Below are 17,040 nucleotides of genomic sequence, written 5' to 3' on the forward strand. Positions count from 1 at the left end.
AAAGGTTGCTTTATTTTATAAACTCTTTTACAAGGTTATAGGCATCTTGCTTGGCAGTATCTAAGTCATAATTTTTAATAATGGTATCAAACTGAGGGGCTGTAGCTAATTCTACAGATGCCTTTGCGATACGCATATTAATTTTGTCCTCACTTTCGGTCGAACGGTTTTTAAGGCGTCTTTTCAGTTCGTCGATACTTGGCGGTTTAACAAAAACAGCAAGAGTTTCTTCGGGGAATTTCTTTTTGATGCGAAGTCCTCCGGCTACATCAATATCAAAAATCACATTCTTGCCCTGTGCCCATATGCGTTCTACCTCGCTTTTAAGTGTGCCGTAAAAATTATCACGGTATACCTCTTCCCATTCTACGAAGTCTTCCTGCTTAATATGTTTTTTAAACTCTTCAAGTGATATAAAGTAATAGTCTTTTCCGTTTTCTTCGCCGTCCCTTGCACTTCTGGTAGCTGCCGAAATGGAGAACTCCAAATTAAGTTCGGGTTGTGCCAAAAGGTGTCTTACAATGGTGGTTTTACCCGACCCCGACGGAGCGGAAAATACTATCAGTTTGCCTTTGTTCATGTGTAATCTTACGGCAGTGCCGTTATTATAAAATATTTAAAACCTGTTCTTTAATCTTTTCCAGCTCGTCTTTCATCTGTACTACCAGCTTTTGCATTTGTGCGTGGTTAGACTTAGAGCCCATAGTGTTTATTTCACGACCTATTTCCTGAGTAATGAAACCAAGCTTACGTCCGTTTGCCTCATTACCGGCAAGGGTTTCCATAAAGTAGTTAAGGTGGTTTTCCAGTCTTACCTTTTCCTCGGTAATATCCATTTTCTCAAGGTAGTATATAAGTTCCTGCTCAAAGCGGTTCTCGTCTACATTAACCTCAAGCTCAGCAATAGCGTTGCTTAGTTTGGTTTTTACGTTTTCTATACGCTCATTGTCATACGAAACCGTTTCTTTCATCAGTCTAAGGATGTTTGACACCCTTACAAGAAACTCTTTTTCAAGAGCAATACCTTCAGAAACACGGAAATTCTGAATGTTATCAAGGGCCTGGTCAACAACTCCCTGAATACTGCTCCATTCGTTTTCGTCTATTTCCTCGCGCTCTGTTTTAAGAGCATCGGGCATACGTACGGCCATTTTAAGCAGTTCGGTCTCATCACCGTCTACTATCTCTTTCATTTGGTTTATATAAGCCTTAACGATAGGGATGTTTACTTTTGACGAAGTCTCTTCACCTGTTACTTCTACAAACAGGGAAAAGTCTACTTTACCTCTTTCCAGCCTCTGGGCAATCTGATTGCGTAGTTTCAGTTCCATTTCACGATATGCCGATGGCATTCTTACGCTTAAATCAAGTCCTTTGCTGTTTAGGGATTTTATCTCAACAGTAATTTTTTTTGTGGGTAGTTGTAAAGATGACTTTCCAAAACCCGTCATAGATTGTATCATACAAAAAAATTTGTGCACACAAAGTTAAGTAAAATTCACAAACGCACGGTTATGAGTTAAATATCACTTTTTGCAGTTTGTTTTATGACTACTTTTTTAGGCGGAACCGTTACCAGGTATACTCCGGCAAATATTAAGGCAGCCGATATTATTTTAACCGGATTAAGGGTGTCTTTCCCTAGGCTTACAGCAAAAACAGTAGCAAATAAAGGTTGAAGGTAAATAAAAACGGCAACGGTTGTAGGCTTTAGTTCTTTCATGGAAAGCAGGTTAAGCAGGTAAGTTAAAAAAGTGGAAAAAAATACCACAAAACCAACTTTTATAGTAATGTCGCCCGGCATAAGTTCCCATTGTACCTGCGATAACTGTTCCCAGCCAAAAGGCAGTACCATGATAAAACCAAACAGGTAAATCCATTTTACAAAAGCAAACGGATTGTATTTGTCCATGAGTTTTTTAACCACAATAAGGTAAAGTCCGTAAGAAACGGCATTTACAAAAACCAGGAAATTACCCCATAGTTCGTTACCTCCGCTACTAATGGTTTTACCGTAAAGTATCAGCATTACAGTACCCACAAGTCCCAGCAGTATACCGCCCACTTTTTTACGGACTATTTTTTCCTTCATGATAATAGCACTTAGTACCAATACTATCATAGGAGTAGTAACCATAAGTACCGATGCCATTATGGGCGATGTTTGGCTAAGTCCTTCAAAAAAGGTGAGCATATTGAAAGCCACGCCAAAAAAGGCAGCAGCTATAATACGAGGGAAATCTTTAAAGGCTATTTTTTGTTTTGTAGCAAAAAGAGCCACAAGCCAGAAAAGTATAACCGATCCGCCTACGCGAAGTGCAATAAACCCGAAAGGCTTAATAAAACCCGGCATTACATCTTTAGCAATAGTAAAAGTAACACCATAAATAACAGATACCATCGTGGCAGCTGTTAAGGCCAAAAAGCGTTTATTCATTACTTAGGTACTCAATGGCAGCGGTTACGTTTTTAGGACTGTTGCCTACAAATATCTTATTGTTTGCAATGATAACAGGGCGGCTTAAAAATGTGTAGTGCTCCAGTATATATTGCTTAAAGTCGTTTTCGGTAAGGGTCATGTCTTTCATGCCACGTTCCTTATAAAGTTTGGCCCTCTTACTAAAAAGTTTCTCGTAACTTCCGGTTAGGGCATGCATCTCTTCCAGTTGCTTTACGGTAATAGGCTCCTCTTTAATGTCCTGTAAAATAAAACCATCGGTATTAGGTAATGACTTGATTATCTTTTTACAGGTATCGCAGGTTTTAAGGTAGTATATCTTTTTCATGTTATGTTTTTATACTTGTTTGCAAAAGTAAGATGTTTTATAATTAAGGATATAGTACTTTTATGAAAAAATAAATTTTGCTCAAAAGCAGTAAAAAATGATTAACGAAATCAATGAAAATCTCTGATTTAAAAATAAGGGAGCAGCAATTAATAGGCGCTTTGTGTATTGTTTGCTTTTGTAAGAAGTATGATATACAACATCAAGACATTGATGAGTTTGTTAGTTATTTACTGAGTATTCTTATTACAGATAATTTGCCTGAGTGGGAAGACGAAGGATTAAAAGTGAACATTGTTGGTAGGGGGGAGCCTTTGCCGCAGTCAGTTGAAAACAGTATTCCTCTAAAACTTAGAGATGATTTTCAAAAACTTATAGATAATGCCTCGGAAATTGGTATGGCTGATATGTATGGAGCATGCACTAATGAGCCTCTTTTGGCAACTCAGCGATGTATGGCAATTTTAGCTAAGCATAAGATAGAAGTTACATTGCCAGAGGAGTTTTTAAATGATACAGATGAAGACAAATGGGGAAAGCTTTGGAGTGATGAAAAATTTAGTGATTTAAAAAGATATTTAGAAGCATATAAATAGGATAAACTTATATAAATTAATCAATGGAAACTTCTTTTAAAGTGACCCGTACCAGCAGGGAGATATATACAGAATGGCTGGAAAGCTATACGCTGGAACAGCTTAATAAAATACCGCAGGGCTTTAATAATAACCTAATATGGAACATAGGTCATATTATGGTATCACAGCAAATACTGGTATATGGCGGTGCCGGATTACCTATGGATGTTAGTGAAGAACTACTGGCAAAATACAGACGTGGTAGTAAACCTGAAACCGATGTAACACAGGAGGAAGTAAACGAAATAAAAAATCTTCTGTTCTCTACGATTGAGAAAACAGAAGACGATTATAAAAATGGTGTATTTACAACATATAATGCAAGGAAGTCAGAGCTGGGCTTTGAACTCTCTTCGGTAGAAGATGCCATTACGTTTAACAACTACCACGAGGGTATACATCTTGGTATAATGATGCAGTTAAAAAAGTTTATTTAACTTTAAGATATTCATTTACTTCGCTGTAGGGTAAAAGCAGTTCCTTTTGCCCTTCGGCGTAAGATGATATTTCGTAAGAATTGTAGAACAATAGTAGTCCGTTTTCCTTAAAGAAAATGTTTTGCGGTAATACGAACTTATCGTTCTCAAACAGGAAACCTGTTGCGTTAATAGATTTTCCTGCAGGAATATTAAATTTCTCCCTGAATTTTCCCTCAGCAAACTGCCTAAAGCTATCCACATTGGTAAAAATGTCTTCATAGCTAAGGCTTTTGCCTGTTTCGGCATCAAAAAGCAGTGAACGCTCACCTCCGTAACCGTGAGCACCACCGGTAAAGGTGTAATGATTCATTTTTACGTTTATTATCTTGTCAGAGGTATAATCAACCGATGCATCTATCTTAGCTTCAAACCCTGCCATAGGGTCATTAGGGAATTCCTTTTTAAGTTCTTCATACGACCCAAGGAAAGATGCCATTAAATCTTCATAATTATCCGCTTCATATGGGGTTTCACCTAAGTAAACAATACCTCTTACCGTATTGAATATTTTATTGTTAATGCTGTCGGCAACAACAGGTACGTTTTCGGCTTCAGGCACATTAATGGTTACGCTTGGGCAATACTCTTCACATGGCAGTGATGTTTTTTTATAGTAGTTTTTTGTAGAGAAAGCCAATGCAGGCTTTTCTTCGTTTAGTACTTCTTCATCATTGTTTTTCTTGTCCTTGCCACAGCTAAAAAGCATAAATGCGGCCAATAGTAAGGTTAAGTGTTTTGCCATGTTTTAAATGTTATTGTTTTGCAAAAGAGTGCTGTTTCTATACAGGGTCAACTAAATTACAGTAAATTTGCCTAGTATACGGATAAAGAATAATTAATTATATGAAATTTAACACTAAAACTATTCATGGCGGACAGCACCCTGACCCTGCTACAGGAGCAGTAATGCCGCCGGTTTACCAAACCTCGACTTTCGCACAAAAGAGTCCGGGGGTACATGGCGGATACGAATACAGCAGGGCTGCAAACCCAACAAGAACAGCATTAGAAAACGCTTTGGCAAGCATAGAAAACGGAACACGCGGACTTGCATTTTCATCTGGTTTAGCAGCGACCGACTGTGTGCTTAAACTGCTTAAGCCTAATGATGAGGTTATTGCTATGGACGACCTTTATGGCGGTACTTACAGGATGTTCTCCAAAATTTACCAGGAGTTTGGTATCAAGTTCCATTTTGTGGACATGAATGACCTTGATAAATTTAAGTCGCTTATTAACGAAAATACCAAACTGGTTTGGGTTGAAACACCTACAAACCCGTTAATGAAACTGGCCGATATTGAGGCTATAGCCAAAATTACAAAAGAGAAAAACCTGCTTTTTGCGGTAGATAATACTTTTGCCACTCCATACCTGCAAAGGCCATTAGATATGGGTGCTGATATTGTAATGCACTCGGCAACAAAATATCTTGGAGGTCACAGTGATGTTATTGCGGGAGCACTTATCGTGAAAGACGAGCAGCTGGGTGAGAAACTTCACTTTGCACAGTTTGCAACAGGAGGTACACTTGGGCCGCAGGATTCTTACCTTGTACTAAGGGGGATTAAAACATTACACTTAAGGATGCAACGCCACTGTGAAAATGGTGAAAAAGTTGCTAATTTCCTTAGCAATCACCCTAAAGTAAAAGCGGTTTATTACCCGGGACTGGAAAATAATCCATTTTATCATATTGCAAAAAAACAGATGCAGGGCGGTTTCGGCGGAATGGTATCATTCACGTTTGAATCAGGTAAAAAGGAAGATGCAATTAAGTTCCTGGAAAGTGTAAGGGTATTTACTCTTGCAGAATCGTTAGGAGGGGTAGAGTCGCTGGCAAACCATCCGGCTTTAATGACGCATGCGTCAATTCCGGAAGACAAAAGGAAAGAAATAGGTATTACAGATGACCTTGTAAGGCTAAGTGTAGGGGTTGAAGATGCCGAAGATTTACTGGAAGATTTACGCCAGGCACTGGGTTAATCCCTTCATTAATAGCTGTTTTTAAGGTTTTTTTTGTAAGCGGTTAAAAGTCAAATATCTACCTTTGTTTTTTAAGAGAATAATGTATATTTGCGCCGTTAACGAAAACGTTTTCTTAAATATTAAAAAACTTCTAAAGTTATGAGTGGAAGCATAGAAACTTTTATTGAATCAGTTTCAAAAAGAAATCCAAATGAGCCTGAATTTATGCAGGCTGTTAGGGAGGTAGCCGAAACAGTTATTCCTTTTATAGAGAATAACCCAAAATACCAGGGCAAAATGCTTTTGGAAAGAATGGCAGAGCCTGAAAGAGTTGTGATGTTTCGTGTAAACTGGCTTGACGATAAAGGTCAGATACAGGTAAACAGAGGGTACAGAATCCAAATGAATTCGGCAATAGGCCCATACAAAGGAGGTCTTCGTTTTCACCCGTCTGTAAACCTAAGTATATTAAAGTTCTTAGCGTTTGAGCAAACGTTTAAAAACAGCTTAACCACATTACCTATGGGTGGTGGTAAAGGAGGTTCTGATTTTGATCCTAAAGGAAAATCAGATAATGAGATTATGAAATTCTGTCAAAGCTTTATGACAGAACTTTCAAAGCATATAGGTCCTGATACCGATGTGCCTGCGGGTGATATTGGTGTTGGAGGTCGTGAGGTAGGTTATTTATTCGGTCAGTACAAAAGACTTAGAAATGAGTTTACCGGTGTACTTACAGGAAAAGGAATCACTTTTGGCGGATCGCTAATACGTCCTGAAGCTACAGGTTACGGTTGTGTATATTTTGCACAAAGTATGCTTTCTACCATTCACGAAAGCTTTATTGGTAAAACTGTGGTTATTTCTGGTTCGGGTAACGTAGCGCAGTATGCTGCCGAAAAGGTAATGCAACTGGGTGGTAAGGTCGTTACCATGTCAGATTCTTCAGGTTACATTTATGATGCCGATGGTCTTAACGAAGATAAGCTGGCTTACATTATGGAAATCAAAAATGTTAAGTATGGCAGAATAAGCGAATATCTTGACAGGTATCCGGAAGCTAAGTTTGTTGAAGGAGGTAAGCCGTGGGAAGTTAAATGTGACGTGGCATTGCCATGTGCTACCCAAAATGAACTTGACGGAGATGCAGCTAAGCAACTTTTAGCAAGCGGATGTCACTGTGTGGCAGAAGGCGCAAACATGCCTTGTACTCCTGAGGCTGTTGAAGCTTTCCATGATGCAAAAATATTATTTGCTCCTGGTAAGGCGTCAAATGCAGGTGGTGTGGCTACTTCTGGTCTTGAAATGTCTCAAAATTCACTTCGTCTAAGCTGGACAAGAGAAGAGGTAGACCAAAGGCTTAAAGATATCATGGCAGATATCCATGAGGCTTGTATTACGTATGGTAAAGATGCAAATGGTTTTACTGATTATGTAAAAGGTGCTAACATTGCCGGATTTGTAAAAGTAGCCGATGCTATGCTGGCTCAGGGAGTAGTTTAGTAACAACCCAAACTAATATATTTAAAAGCCCTCCATTGTTTAAGGAGGGCTTTTTTTATTAACCGTATACAAAAAAGACGATAAAAGCGTTTTACCTATATTTGCTGAGTAAATAATCACTGATGAAAAGGGTTTTAACCATACTTATACTTTCTATTTATACAATGGCTTTTGCCCAGTCTAACCAAAGCTGGAGAAGCTATTTTTCGTACAACCAGATTGTTGATATCACTAATAGTCCAAGCAGGGTATTTGCTGCGGGCGAGGTTGGTGCTTTCTCTTACAATGTACTAACTAATGAGTTGGGTACCTTTACCTCTGTTGACGGACTTAAAACCGAAAATATTACTGCTATTTACCATAGTAATGGTTACAGTAAAACACTGGTGGGTAATGAGAATGGTTTACTACTGGTTATTAACGATGATAACTCCATATTAAATGTTATTGATATTGTGGAGGAAACTACGGTTGCCCAAAACAAAAAGAAAATAAATCATATTTATGAATATGAAGGGAAGGCATATATTTCATGTGATTTTGGGATAGCGGTATTTAACCTTCAAACACTCGAGTTTGGAGATACCTATTATTTGGGGCCAAATGGAGCTGAAATAGCCGTAAAACAAAGTGCGGTATATAACGGGTATATATATGCTGCAACAGCCGAAAATGGTATAAGAAGAGCTGTGTATACTAATCCAAACCTTAACGACTTCAGTCAATGGAATGAGTTTGCTTCAGGTCAGTATACAGGTGTTGTATCTTTTGCAGGGAATTTATTTGCTACTGATGCTATAGGGACGGTTTACAGGCTTCTAAATGATACTTTCTCCTTTTTTACAGCCATGCCCGAAGCTGTTGTCGATTTTCGTTCGGCAGGAGGTTATCTTATTATTACTACTCCCGGGCTTATAGATGTGTATAACGAGCAGCTTATGCTTATGCATACAATAGATTCTATTCCTATTGCCGATGTTACTTTTAGCTGTACTACTATTGTAAATGAAAAAATTTATACGGGTACAACCAATTCAGGGTTGTTTACGGCTGCGCTGAATAACTTGTCGTTTTTTGTAGATATAACTCCGGACGGGCCGCTTGAGAACAGGATTTTTTCATTAGAAAAATCGGCAAATAACCTATGGGCTGTATATGGAGGTTATAATATTTTTTATACTCCCGATTATGCCCTTAAAGGGATTAGTCGTTTTACATCTGAAGGGTGGAAACATATACCGTTTTATACACTTCCGGAATACCCTCTGTCATTATCTGATATAGTGGTAAAACCGGGTTTGGAAAGTCCGGTTTATATAGCCTCATATCAGTCGGGACTTTTAAAGTTAACAGGTGGAGAGCCCGAAATTTTATATGACGACAGTAATACAGGTAATAACGGGCTTGAGTCGCTTGTACTCTCTTCTGCGCCTGATTATAAAAGTATAAGGATTAATGGGCCTACGTTTGACAGAAACGGTAATTTATGGATGACTAACTCGTCTGTCCTGAAACCCTTAAAAGTACTTAGGTCAAACGGGCAGTGGGCCGAATATAGTTTTGAGGATATAACCTCTAATCCTGAAGGTGATGATTATGGTCGTTTGGTTATTGATAAAAACGGTACTAAATGGATACCAAGCGAAAATAACGGTATAATAGCGTTTAATGAAAGCTTAGGGAATAAATTTGTGGTGATTAGGGGGGATGCAAGTAATTTGCCTAGTGATTATGTAAAGTGCCTTACTATAGATAACCGTAATCAATTGTGGGTAGGTACCGTGAGAGGGTTAAGGGTAGTTTCTAGTGTGGAGCGATTTGTTACCGAAAATGAAATAAGCACGAACTCTATAATTATTCTTGAAGACGGACTGGCTCAGGAACTAATGTATGAGCAGGTTATAAATGATATTGTTGTAGACGGGGCTAATAACAAATGGATTGCTACAGGAGGATCGGGTGCTTTTTTAGTGTCGTCTAACGGGCAGCAAACCCTGTTTCATTTTACAAAACAAAACTCTCCGCTTCCAAGTAACTCGATTTTGGATATAGAGCTCGATCCTGTAACGGGTGAAGTGTTTTTTGCTACCGAAAAAGGAATGGTTTCTTATTTAGGGAATTCTACTGCAGGTGAAGACGATCTTAATAATGTTTATGTATACCCTAATCCGGTACGACCGGAGTTTGCCGGTGATGTTACCATAAGCGGACTTATGGATAAGGTAAACCTTAAAATAACCGATATTGAGGGGAATTTAGTGTACGAAACCACTTCACAGGGTGGTACTGTTACCTGGGATACCAAAGCTTTTGGTAAATATAAAGTGGCATCGGGTGTATATATGATTTTTATATCATCTGATGACGGAACCAAAACCAAAGTGAAAAAGGTAATGATAATTAGAGGACAATAAGGTGCTGGTAAAAACAAAAGCAATAGTAATAAGTTCGCTGCGCTATCAGGAAAAAAGCCTGATAGTAAAATGCTTTACCGAAAGTGACGGACTAAAGTCATACTTTATCAGAGATGCTTTTTCAAATAGGAAAAGTAGCCAGAAAATCGCTTTTTTTCAACCGTTAAATATACTTGAAATAGAGGCTGTCCATAAAAACAAAGGCAGTTTGGAATACTTTAAGGAGGTAAAGCTGGCTCACCCTTATTACACAGTAAATACTGATATTGCCAAGACCACTATAGTTATGTTTCTTTCGGAAATGCTGCACCATTGCATTAGGGAAGAAGAAAAAAATGAAAGCCTGTATCATTTTCTGGAAACCGCTCTATTGTGGCTGGACAGCCATGATGAGATAGCTAATTTCCATTTGATATTAATGATGGAAGTTACAAAGTTTTTGGGCTTTTTTCCGCAAAAATCAGATGAGGAAGATGATTACTTTGAAATGACCGAGGGGGTGTTTACCCAATTTCCGTCGGTAAGCTGTCTTACGGCAAATGAAACCCTGTTACTAAAAAGGCTGATGACACTAAAGTTAGACAATAGTGCCAAAAGCTTTCATGTAAGTGAGCGACAGGCTTTGTTGAAAATCCTGTTGGATTATTATGCTTTTCATCTGGATGGTTTTAAAAGGCCTAAATCGCTTGATGTTCTTAAAGAAGTATTCAGTTAATCACAGTTGCCGTCAATATCACAGCTTTCCCCTTTTATGGTCTCAAAAGAGGTTTTAGGCTGACAAGCCTGCCATTCTTCAAAGGCTTTTTCCAGTGTTTGTGTAAAGGCTTCGCTTTCCTGAGCTCCTGATACGGCATATTTACGGTTAAATACGAAAAATGGTACTCCTCGTACACCCAGCTGTTGTGCCTCGTTTATATCGGCTATAACATCATTTGTAAACTCACCGTTATTCATAGCATCGGCAAGTTTATTGGCATCCAGTTCCAGTTCTATAGCCAGTAGTAAAAGCGTTTGGGCATCATCAATGTTTTTCCCTTCTGTAAAATAAGCCTTAAACAGTCTTTCCTCTGCCTCGTTTTGCTTACCGTGTTTTTTAGCAAAATGTAAAAAACGATGTGCATTAAAACTATTGGCAGGTATAGCTTTGTCAAAGTTATAGGTAAGTCCTACCTGTGCTGCCATATTGGTTACATAATCGTTCATGCCTTTTGCTTCCTCAAGGCTAATGTTTTTATGTTCGGCTAAGTACTCGTGTATGTTTTTGTTTGGGTCGGTTTTAAGTTCAGGCGAAAGCAAAAAGCTTTTCCATTCTATTTCCACGCCATTTTTCCATTCAAAAGTAGCAAGGGCCTCTTCAAATCTTCTTTTGCCAATGTAGCAAAAGGGACACATAATGTCACTCCATATTTCTATTTTCATCACAGTAAAATTTATATGGGGTTAGTCACAAAAACTATACCCGTTCCCTTTTTTGCACTCTTTATTTGTGGCAACAATTACGTGCGACTGCTCTTTTTTATTATTCAGTACATTGTTCATAAAGTCTACAACGGTTTGCGGATCCTTGCCAAACAGCTCGTCACTGTATTCGTGTCCGCCATTGCAATAGGTTACCAGTTTAGTACTTCCGTTAAGGCCAATAATGTGATTGTAAATAGAGTATGACCCAAAAAGCATAAGCCATCCTGAAGCATTTGTAGGACAATAATGATGTGCTGCTGTCCCGTAAGGTACTGTAGTGTCACAACTTCCGTGGAAAAGAAGTGTAGGGATAACACACTCTTTTGTGATGAGGTTAATATCCATAATAGCACCGGCACCCGATGTAACTCCGGCATATTTAAAATTTTTTGGGAGTTTATTAGGGTAAAGTCCCATTATATCCCTGTCCCAATAGGCTGCATGTAGTGCGGTTTCGGCACCGGCACTGCTGCCCGATATGAATATTTTTGCAGTATCGATATTGTATTTTTCACTGTTGTTAATAAAGTATAAGGTAGCCTGCCATAACTGGTTTGCAGCTATTTGTATGGCTTTTACTTTTTCGGTCAGGATGCCGTCACAGCTAAACTTGCGGTTTTTCATGTAAAGCGTGTAGCTTATAGATGCTGCCGCATAGCCCTGTGATGCTGCCTGTTTTGCAATGGTATGCCCCCATTCGCGTGTCCCTCCGGCAAAGCCTCCGCCATGAACGTGTATAAGTAATGGCTTTTTTTCTTTTCCCTGAGTTTTTGGCAGGAAAAGGTCGAGCTCCAGTTCTGTGGAGTCGTTTACAAAGTAGGTTAGTGTTTTAAAGTCCTGTGCTTTTGCCGAGATAAGGAATAGAAAGGCAAATAGCATGAATGAGAATTTTTTCATGATTTAGATACGGTTTGCTACAAACTTACGTAAAAGTTTAAAGTCATTATTTTGGTACTTTTCCTTTAGCTATAAACGAAGCTATAGGGAGTAGCTGTTTTGAGGTTTTTGATTTTATAATTTATTCAACATTATGAGGTGTTTTTAACAAAATTGATTGCTGTTTTTTATGAAAACGTTATTTCTTGCGCAACTTTGATGATTATTCCCATTCCTTAAAAAAAATCCTTACATTCGCAGATTATTTTTTAGAATGCAATTTGTAATGAGCAAGAAGTTTACTGAATATAAGGGACTTGACCTGCCAACAGTGGCGGGCGAGGTACTTGATTTCTGGAAGAAGGAAAATATTTTTGATAAGAGTGTAACTACGCGTGAGGGGAAACCGCAGTATGTGTTTTTTGAAGGCCCGCCTTCGGCAAACGGACTGCCGGGTATTCACCACGTAATGGCGCGTGCCATTAAAGATATTTTCTGCCGATACCAAACCCAGAAAGGTTTCCAGGTAAAACGTAAAGCCGGGTGGGATACACACGGACTTCCGGTAGAGCTTGGCACCGAAAAAGAACTTGGCATTACAAAAGAAGATATTGGTACAAAAATATCTGTTGAAGAATATAACGAAGCCTGTAAGCGCACAGTAATGCGTTATACAGACGTATGGAATGACCTAACCGAAAAAATGGGTTACTGGGTAGATATGGAAGATCCGTATGTTACCTACAAATCCAAATACATGGAGTCGGTTTGGTGGTTACTGAAACAGATTTATGATAAAGGACTTTTATACAAAGGGTATACTATACAGCCTTATTCGCCTAAAGCGGGTACAGGTTTAAGTTCGCACGAGGTGAACCAGCCGGGTGCTTACCGTGATGTGACAGATACTACTATCGTAGCTCAGTTTAAAACGGTAGCAGATACGCTTCCTGATTTCCTTAAAGGATTTGGAGAAGTAGATATCATGGCTTGGACCACTACACCATGGACGTTACCAAGTAACACAGCACTTACCGTAGGACCAAATATTGATTATGTACTGGTGCAAACTTTTAACCAGTATACATTTGAGCCGATAAATGTAGTGCTTGCCAAAAACCTTATAGGGAAACAGTTTGGTAAAAACTATTTTGTAAGTGAAGATGCTGCCGATTTTGAAAACTTTAAAGAAGGAGATAAAAAAATACCATACAAAGTACTTGCTGAAGGAAAAGGTAAAGACCTTGTAGGAATACGTTACGAGCAGTTATTACCGTTTGTATTACCATACCAAAACCCGGAGAATGCTTTCCGTGTAATTTCGGGTGACTTCGTTACTACCGAGGACGGTACCGGTATAGTTCACACTGCGCCTACTTTTGGTGCTGATGATGCCAAGGTGGCAAAAGAGGCTAAGCCGGAAGTACCACCTATGCTTGTGCTGGATAAAAACGGAAATCCTGTGCCGCTTGTAGATCTTCAGGGAAGATTTATTGACGGACTGGGAGATCTTTCAGGTAAGTACGTGAAAAACGAATACTACGATAAAGGAGAAGCGCCTGAAAAATCAGTAGATGTTGAAATCGCTATCCGATTAAAAGAAGAAAACAAAGCCTTTAAGGTTGAGAAATATGTTCACAGTTATCCGCACAGTTGGAGAACAGATGAGCCTTTACTATACTATCCGTTAGATAGCTGGTTTATCCGTGTTACCGAAGTGAAAGACAGGATGTTTGAACTGAACGAAACCATTAACTGGAAGCCTAAAGCTACCGGTGAAGGACGTTTTGGTAACTGGCTTAAAAATGCCAACGACTGGAACCTTTCACGTTCCCGTTACTGGGGTATCCCGCTTCCTATATGGAGAACAGAGGATAAGACAGAAGAAATGATTATCGGTTCTGCAGAAGAACTGTACAATGAAATAGAAAAAGCTATAGCAGCTGGTGTTATGGGCGAAAATCCGTTTAAAGGGTTTGAGCCGGGTAATATGAGCGAAGATAACTATGAGCTTATCGACCTGCATAAAAATGTTGTAGATGGCTTAACACTGGTTTCGCCAAGCGGAAAACCAATGAAGCGCGAAAGCGACCTTATTGATGTTTGGTTTGATAGTGGTGCTATGCCTTATGCACAATGGCACTATCCTTTTGAAAATAAGGAGATGGTAGATAACCATACGGCTTATCCTGCCGATTTTATTGCCGAAGGGGTAGACCAGACAAGGGGTTGGTTCTATACGCTACATGCTATAGGTACACTGGTATTTGATCAGGTAGCTTATAAGAATGTAGTGAGTAACGGACTTGTACTGGATAAGAACGGACAGAAAATGTCCAAGCGTTTGGGCAATGCGGTAGATCCGTTTGAGACACTTGCAGAATACGGTCCTGATGCTACCCGCTGGTATATGATTAGTAATGCAAACCCTTGGGATAATCTTAAGTTTGATATAGAGGGAGTGGCCGAAGTAAGACGTAAATTCTTTGGTACTCTGTATAATACATATTCATTCTTTGCGTTATATGCCAATATTGACAACTTCAGTTTTGCTGAACCGGAAGTTCCGCTTAATGAAAGGCCTGAAATAGACCGTTGGATACTATCTGAGCTTAATACGCTTATAAAAGATGTAGACAGTTTCTATGCAGACTATGAGCCTACAAGAGCGACAAGAGCTATTTCCGACTTTGTTCAGGAGAATTTGAGTAACTGGTATGTACGACTTTGCAGAAGACGTTTCTGGAAAGGTGAGTATGCACAGGATAAAATAGCGGCTTATCAAACGCTTTATACGTGCCTTGTAACTGTGGCTAAACTAAGTGCTCCTGTAGCGCCTTTCTTTATGGACAGACTTTATAAAGATTTAACACAAGCTTCACAGAAAGAGACATTCGAAAGCGTACATTTGGCCGATTTTCCGCAGTATGCTGATAACTTTGTTGATAAATCGTTAGAAAGCAGAATGGAGAAGGCGCAAACAATTTCATCATTAGTCCTTTCGTTAAGGAAGAAGGAGATGATTAAAGTGCGCCAACCGTTGCAAAAGGTAATGATACCGGTACTTGACGCAAAACAGAAGGGTGAGATTGAAGCAGTTTCAGAACTGATTAAGGCTGAGGTAAATGTGAAGGAAATTGAGTTGATGGACGACGCTTCAGACGTGCTTGTTAAGCAAATCAAACCTAACTTTAAAGTGCTGGGGCCACGATTCGGTAAAGATATGGGTCTGATTTCCAAAGAGATACAAAATTTATCACAGGAACAGATCAATGAGATCGAGAAGAGCGGCAGCCTGGATGTTGTTGTTTCAGGAAAAAGTATTACTTTAACAAACGAAGATGTTGAGATTTCTTCGCAGGATATTGAAGGCTGGTTAGTGGCAAATTCAAACGGTATTACAGTAGCGCTTGATATTACCATTACCGACGAACTAAGGAACGAAGGTATTGCCCGAGAGCTTGTAAACAGAATTCAGAACATAAGGAAAGATTCAGGATTTGAAGTTACCGACAGGATTAAGGTTTACCTGAAAGATAACCAGGTGCTGGAACAGGCGGTTAAGAGTAACGAAAGTTACATCAAGTCTGAAACCCTTACAGATGAGCTGATATTTAACGAAGAAATTGAAAACGGTACAGAAATTGAATTTGATGAGATAAAAACACTAGTATTAATTTCAAAATAATTGAAATATGGTAGATGAGCAGCAAATAAGATATTCGGACGCGGATTTAGCCGAGTTTAAGGAACTTATTACTAAAAAGATAGAAAAAGCTAAAGCTGATCTTGACTTAATTAAGAGTGCCTATATGAATGATTTAAACAACGGTACAGATGATACATCGCCTACGTTTAAAGCATTTGAAGAAGGTAGTGAGACTATGTCTAAAGAAGCCAACTCTCAGCTTGCTATCCGTCAGGAAAAGTTTATTCGTGATCTTAAAAATGCCCTTATAAGAATTGAAAACAAAACTTATGGCATTTGTAAAGTAACCGGTAAGCTTATTGGTAAAGAAAGACTTAAACTTGTACCGCACGCTACCATGAGTATCGAAGCAAAAAACATGCAAAGATAAATAGTAATATCAGGGCTGCTTTTAGCGGCCCTGACTTTTTTGTTTTTATCACCTTACTTAACACGCCTTGACCTGTAACCCTAAAATCCCGTATACAGGCACGCTTTTTTACGGTTTATTTCTCCATATTAAACCTTTTGCATTCTATTAACTAAGGTCTGGTAATTGTTATTTAATAATTTCATTTATTTTTGCGGGTAAAATTTTAAAAATGTCTTTAAAGAAAGCCTACCTTATTGTTATTCTTGTACTGATTATTGATCAGGTTTCAAAAATCTATATTAAAACTCATTTTAAACTTGATGAGTTTATAAAAGTTATGGATTTAAACTGGTTTAGGATACACTTTATTGAAAACGAAGGTATGGCATGGGGTGCTGTTATTCCGGGAGCGCATGGTAAGCTGATACTTACTCTTTTCAGGATAGTAGCTGTAGGTGGTATAGGATACTGGCTATATGACTCTGTCAAGAAAAATTACTCCAATTATCTTATTGTTTCCATATCACTTATTTTGGCAGGTGCTTTTGGTAATATCATTGACTCGGTTTTCTACGGACTTATTTTTGATTACAGCAGTACAAACCATGTGGCTACTTTATTTTCAGAGAATCCATACGGAACAGTATTTCACGGTAAGGTGGTAGATATGTTCTATTTCCCGATATGGAAAGGCCAGTTGCCTTCATGGCTGCCGTTTTGGGGAGGTCAGAATTTTCTTTTCTTTAATGCTATTTTTAACGTTGCCGATGCGGCAATTTCTGTAGGTGTGGCTATACTGCTTCTTTTCAATAAAAGAGCGTTTGCTAAGCCTCAGGGTGTAGTTACAGAATAGT

General features: G+C 38.8%; 16 protein-coding genes. 9 read left to right on the forward strand and 7 right to left on the reverse strand.

Annotated features, from left to right (window positions below; translation table 11 throughout):
- Nucleotides 1-10: 10 nt before the first annotated feature.
- Genes gmk through Q763_RS08400 form a run of 4 tightly spaced genes read right to left on the reverse strand, consistent with a single transcriptional unit; the run spans nt 11 to nt 2,786 of the window.
- Nucleotides 11-580: a guanylate kinase gene (gene gmk / locus Q763_RS08385; RefSeq protein WP_035133163.1), complete on the reverse strand. Its 570-nt coding sequence runs from the start codon at nt 578-580 to the stop codon at nt 11-13.
- Between the two features lie 25 nt (nt 581-605).
- Nucleotides 606-1,463: a YicC/YloC family endoribonuclease gene (locus Q763_RS08390; RefSeq protein WP_035133165.1), complete on the reverse strand. Its 858-nt coding sequence runs from the start codon at nt 1,461-1,463 to the stop codon at nt 606-608.
- A 56-nt stretch (nt 1,464-1,519) separates the two neighbouring features.
- Nucleotides 1,520-2,437: a DMT family transporter gene (locus Q763_RS08395; protein ID WP_035133167.1), complete on the reverse strand. Its 918-nt coding sequence runs from the start codon at nt 2,435-2,437 to the stop codon at nt 1,520-1,522.
- The gene (locus Q763_RS08400) at nt 2,430-2,786 is read right to left on the reverse strand and encodes an arsenate reductase family protein (RefSeq protein ID WP_035133170.1); all 357 of its coding nucleotides are present in this window, start codon (nt 2,784-2,786) and stop codon (nt 2,430-2,432) included. The genes Q763_RS08395 and Q763_RS08400 overlap by 8 nt, the downstream gene beginning before the upstream one ends.
- Nucleotides 2,787-2,899: 113 nt before the next feature.
- Here Q763_RS08400 and Q763_RS08405 point away from each other — a divergent pair, with 113 nt between their 5' ends.
- The gene (locus tag Q763_RS08405; RefSeq protein WP_035133172.1) at nt 2,900-3,382 is read left to right on the forward strand and encodes a hypothetical protein; all 483 of its coding nucleotides are present in this window, start codon (nt 2,900-2,902) and stop codon (nt 3,380-3,382) included.
- 23 nt (nt 3,383-3,405) lie between these two features.
- The gene (locus Q763_RS08410; RefSeq protein WP_035133174.1) at nt 3,406-3,861 is read left to right on the forward strand and encodes a DinB family protein; all 456 of its coding nucleotides are present in this window, start codon (nt 3,406-3,408) and stop codon (nt 3,859-3,861) included.
- Here the strand turns inward: Q763_RS08410 and Q763_RS08415 are convergent.
- Nucleotides 3,854-4,645: a DUF3298 and DUF4163 domain-containing protein gene (locus Q763_RS08415; protein ID WP_035133176.1), complete on the reverse strand. Its 792-nt coding sequence runs from the start codon at nt 4,643-4,645 to the stop codon at nt 3,854-3,856. The two genes, Q763_RS08410 and Q763_RS08415, sit on opposite strands and share 8 nt — an antisense overlap.
- A 101-nt stretch (nt 4,646-4,746) precedes the next feature.
- On the opposite strand from Q763_RS08415, the gene Q763_RS08420 reads away from it, so the two are divergent.
- From Q763_RS08420 to recO, 4 genes are all read left to right on the forward strand, one after another.
- Nucleotides 4,747-5,889 carry a cystathionine gamma-synthase gene (locus Q763_RS08420; RefSeq protein WP_035133177.1) on the forward strand — a complete coding sequence of 381 codons (1,143 nt, stop codon included), beginning with the start codon at nt 4,747-4,749 and terminating at the stop codon, nt 5,887-5,889.
- A 141-nt stretch (nt 5,890-6,030) separates the two neighbouring features.
- Nucleotides 6,031-7,374 carry an NADP-specific glutamate dehydrogenase gene (gdhA, locus tag Q763_RS08425; RefSeq protein ID WP_035133178.1) on the forward strand — a complete coding sequence of 448 codons (1,344 nt, stop codon included), beginning with the start codon at nt 6,031-6,033 and terminating at the stop codon, nt 7,372-7,374.
- A gap of 122 nt (nt 7,375-7,496) precedes the next feature.
- Nucleotides 7,497-9,788, forward strand: coding sequence for a type IX secretion system anionic LPS delivery protein PorZ (gene porZ / locus Q763_RS08430; protein ID WP_035133179.1), 2,292 nt, complete (start codon nt 7,497-7,499; stop codon nt 9,786-9,788).
- A gap of 1 nt (nt 9,789) precedes the next feature.
- Complete coding sequence (gene recO, locus Q763_RS08435; RefSeq protein ID WP_035133180.1) at nt 9,790-10,503, forward strand: DNA repair protein RecO; 714 nt, start codon at nt 9,790-9,792, stop codon at nt 10,501-10,503.
- On the opposite strand, the gene Q763_RS08440 is transcribed toward recO, so the two are convergent.
- Nucleotides 10,500-11,207 carry a DsbA family oxidoreductase gene (locus Q763_RS08440; RefSeq protein ID WP_035133181.1) on the reverse strand — a complete coding sequence of 236 codons (708 nt, stop codon included), beginning with the start codon at nt 11,205-11,207 and terminating at the stop codon, nt 10,500-10,502. The two genes, recO and Q763_RS08440, sit on opposite strands and share 4 nt — an antisense overlap.
- A 21-nt stretch (nt 11,208-11,228) precedes the next feature.
- The gene (locus Q763_RS08445; protein WP_035133182.1) at nt 11,229-12,146 is read right to left on the reverse strand and encodes an alpha/beta hydrolase; all 918 of its coding nucleotides are present in this window, start codon (nt 12,144-12,146) and stop codon (nt 11,229-11,231) included.
- 265 nt (nt 12,147-12,411) lie between these two features.
- On the opposite strand from Q763_RS08445, the gene ileS reads away from it, so the two are divergent.
- The 3 genes from ileS to Q763_RS08460 all read left to right on the forward strand — a co-directional run bounded on the left by ileS (nt 12,412) and on the right by Q763_RS08460 (nt 17,039).
- On the forward strand, nt 12,412-15,813 hold the full coding sequence (gene ileS, locus Q763_RS08450; RefSeq protein WP_035133184.1) for an isoleucine--tRNA ligase: 3,402 nt from the start codon (nt 12,412-12,414) through the stop codon (nt 15,811-15,813).
- A gap of 7 nt (nt 15,814-15,820) precedes the next feature.
- Nucleotides 15,821-16,204, forward strand: coding sequence for a TraR/DksA family transcriptional regulator (locus Q763_RS08455; protein WP_035133186.1), 384 nt, complete (start codon nt 15,821-15,823; stop codon nt 16,202-16,204).
- 211 nt (nt 16,205-16,415) lie between these two features.
- Nucleotides 16,416-17,039: a lipoprotein signal peptidase gene (locus tag Q763_RS08460; protein WP_035133188.1), complete on the forward strand. Its 624-nt coding sequence runs from the start codon at nt 16,416-16,418 to the stop codon at nt 17,037-17,039.
- Nucleotide 17,040: the final 1 nt, after the last annotated feature.

The sequence above is a fragment of the Flavobacterium beibuense F44-8 genome, assembly GCF_000769915.1.
GTDB classification, from domain to species: Bacteria; Bacteroidota; Bacteroidia; order Flavobacteriales; family Flavobacteriaceae; genus Flavobacterium; species Flavobacterium beibuense.

Excerpts from the sequence above, each read along its gene's own strand:
- gmk (WP_035133163.1), bottom strand. The coding sequence starts at position 580 with ATGAACAAAGGCAAACTGATAGTATTTTCCGCTCCGTCGGGGTCGGGT.
- Q763_RS08390 (WP_035133165.1), bottom strand. The coding sequence starts at position 1,463 with ATGATACAATCTATGACGGGTTTTGGAAAGTCATCTTTACAACTACCC.
- Q763_RS08395 (WP_035133167.1), bottom strand. The coding sequence starts at position 2,437 with ATGAATAAACGCTTTTTGGCCTTAACAGCTGCCACGATGGTATCTGTT.
- Q763_RS08400 (WP_035133170.1), bottom strand. The coding sequence starts at position 2,786 with ATGAAAAAGATATACTACCTTAAAACCTGCGATACCTGTAAAAAGATA.
- Q763_RS08405 (WP_035133172.1), top strand. The coding sequence starts at position 2,900 with ATGAAAATCTCTGATTTAAAAATAAGGGAGCAGCAATTAATAGGCGCT.
- Q763_RS08410 (WP_035133174.1), top strand. The coding sequence starts at position 3,406 with ATGGAAACTTCTTTTAAAGTGACCCGTACCAGCAGGGAGATATATACA.
- Q763_RS08415 (WP_035133176.1), bottom strand. The coding sequence starts at position 4,645 with ATGGCAAAACACTTAACCTTACTATTGGCCGCATTTATGCTTTTTAGC.
- Q763_RS08420 (WP_035133177.1), top strand. The coding sequence starts at position 4,747 with ATGAAATTTAACACTAAAACTATTCATGGCGGACAGCACCCTGACCCT.
- gdhA (WP_035133178.1), top strand. The coding sequence starts at position 6,031 with ATGAGTGGAAGCATAGAAACTTTTATTGAATCAGTTTCAAAAAGAAAT.
- porZ (WP_035133179.1), top strand. The coding sequence starts at position 7,497 with ATGAAAAGGGTTTTAACCATACTTATACTTTCTATTTATACAATGGCT.
- Q763_RS08440 (WP_035133181.1), bottom strand. The coding sequence starts at position 11,207 with ATGAAAATAGAAATATGGAGTGACATTATGTGTCCCTTTTGCTACATT.
- Q763_RS08445 (WP_035133182.1), bottom strand. The coding sequence starts at position 12,146 with ATGAAAAAATTCTCATTCATGCTATTTGCCTTTCTATTCCTTATCTCG.
- ileS (WP_035133184.1), top strand. The coding sequence starts at position 12,412 with ATGAGCAAGAAGTTTACTGAATATAAGGGACTTGACCTGCCAACAGTG.
- Q763_RS08455 (WP_035133186.1), top strand. The coding sequence starts at position 15,821 with ATGGTAGATGAGCAGCAAATAAGATATTCGGACGCGGATTTAGCCGAG.
- Q763_RS08460 (WP_035133188.1), top strand. The coding sequence starts at position 16,416 with ATGTCTTTAAAGAAAGCCTACCTTATTGTTATTCTTGTACTGATTATT.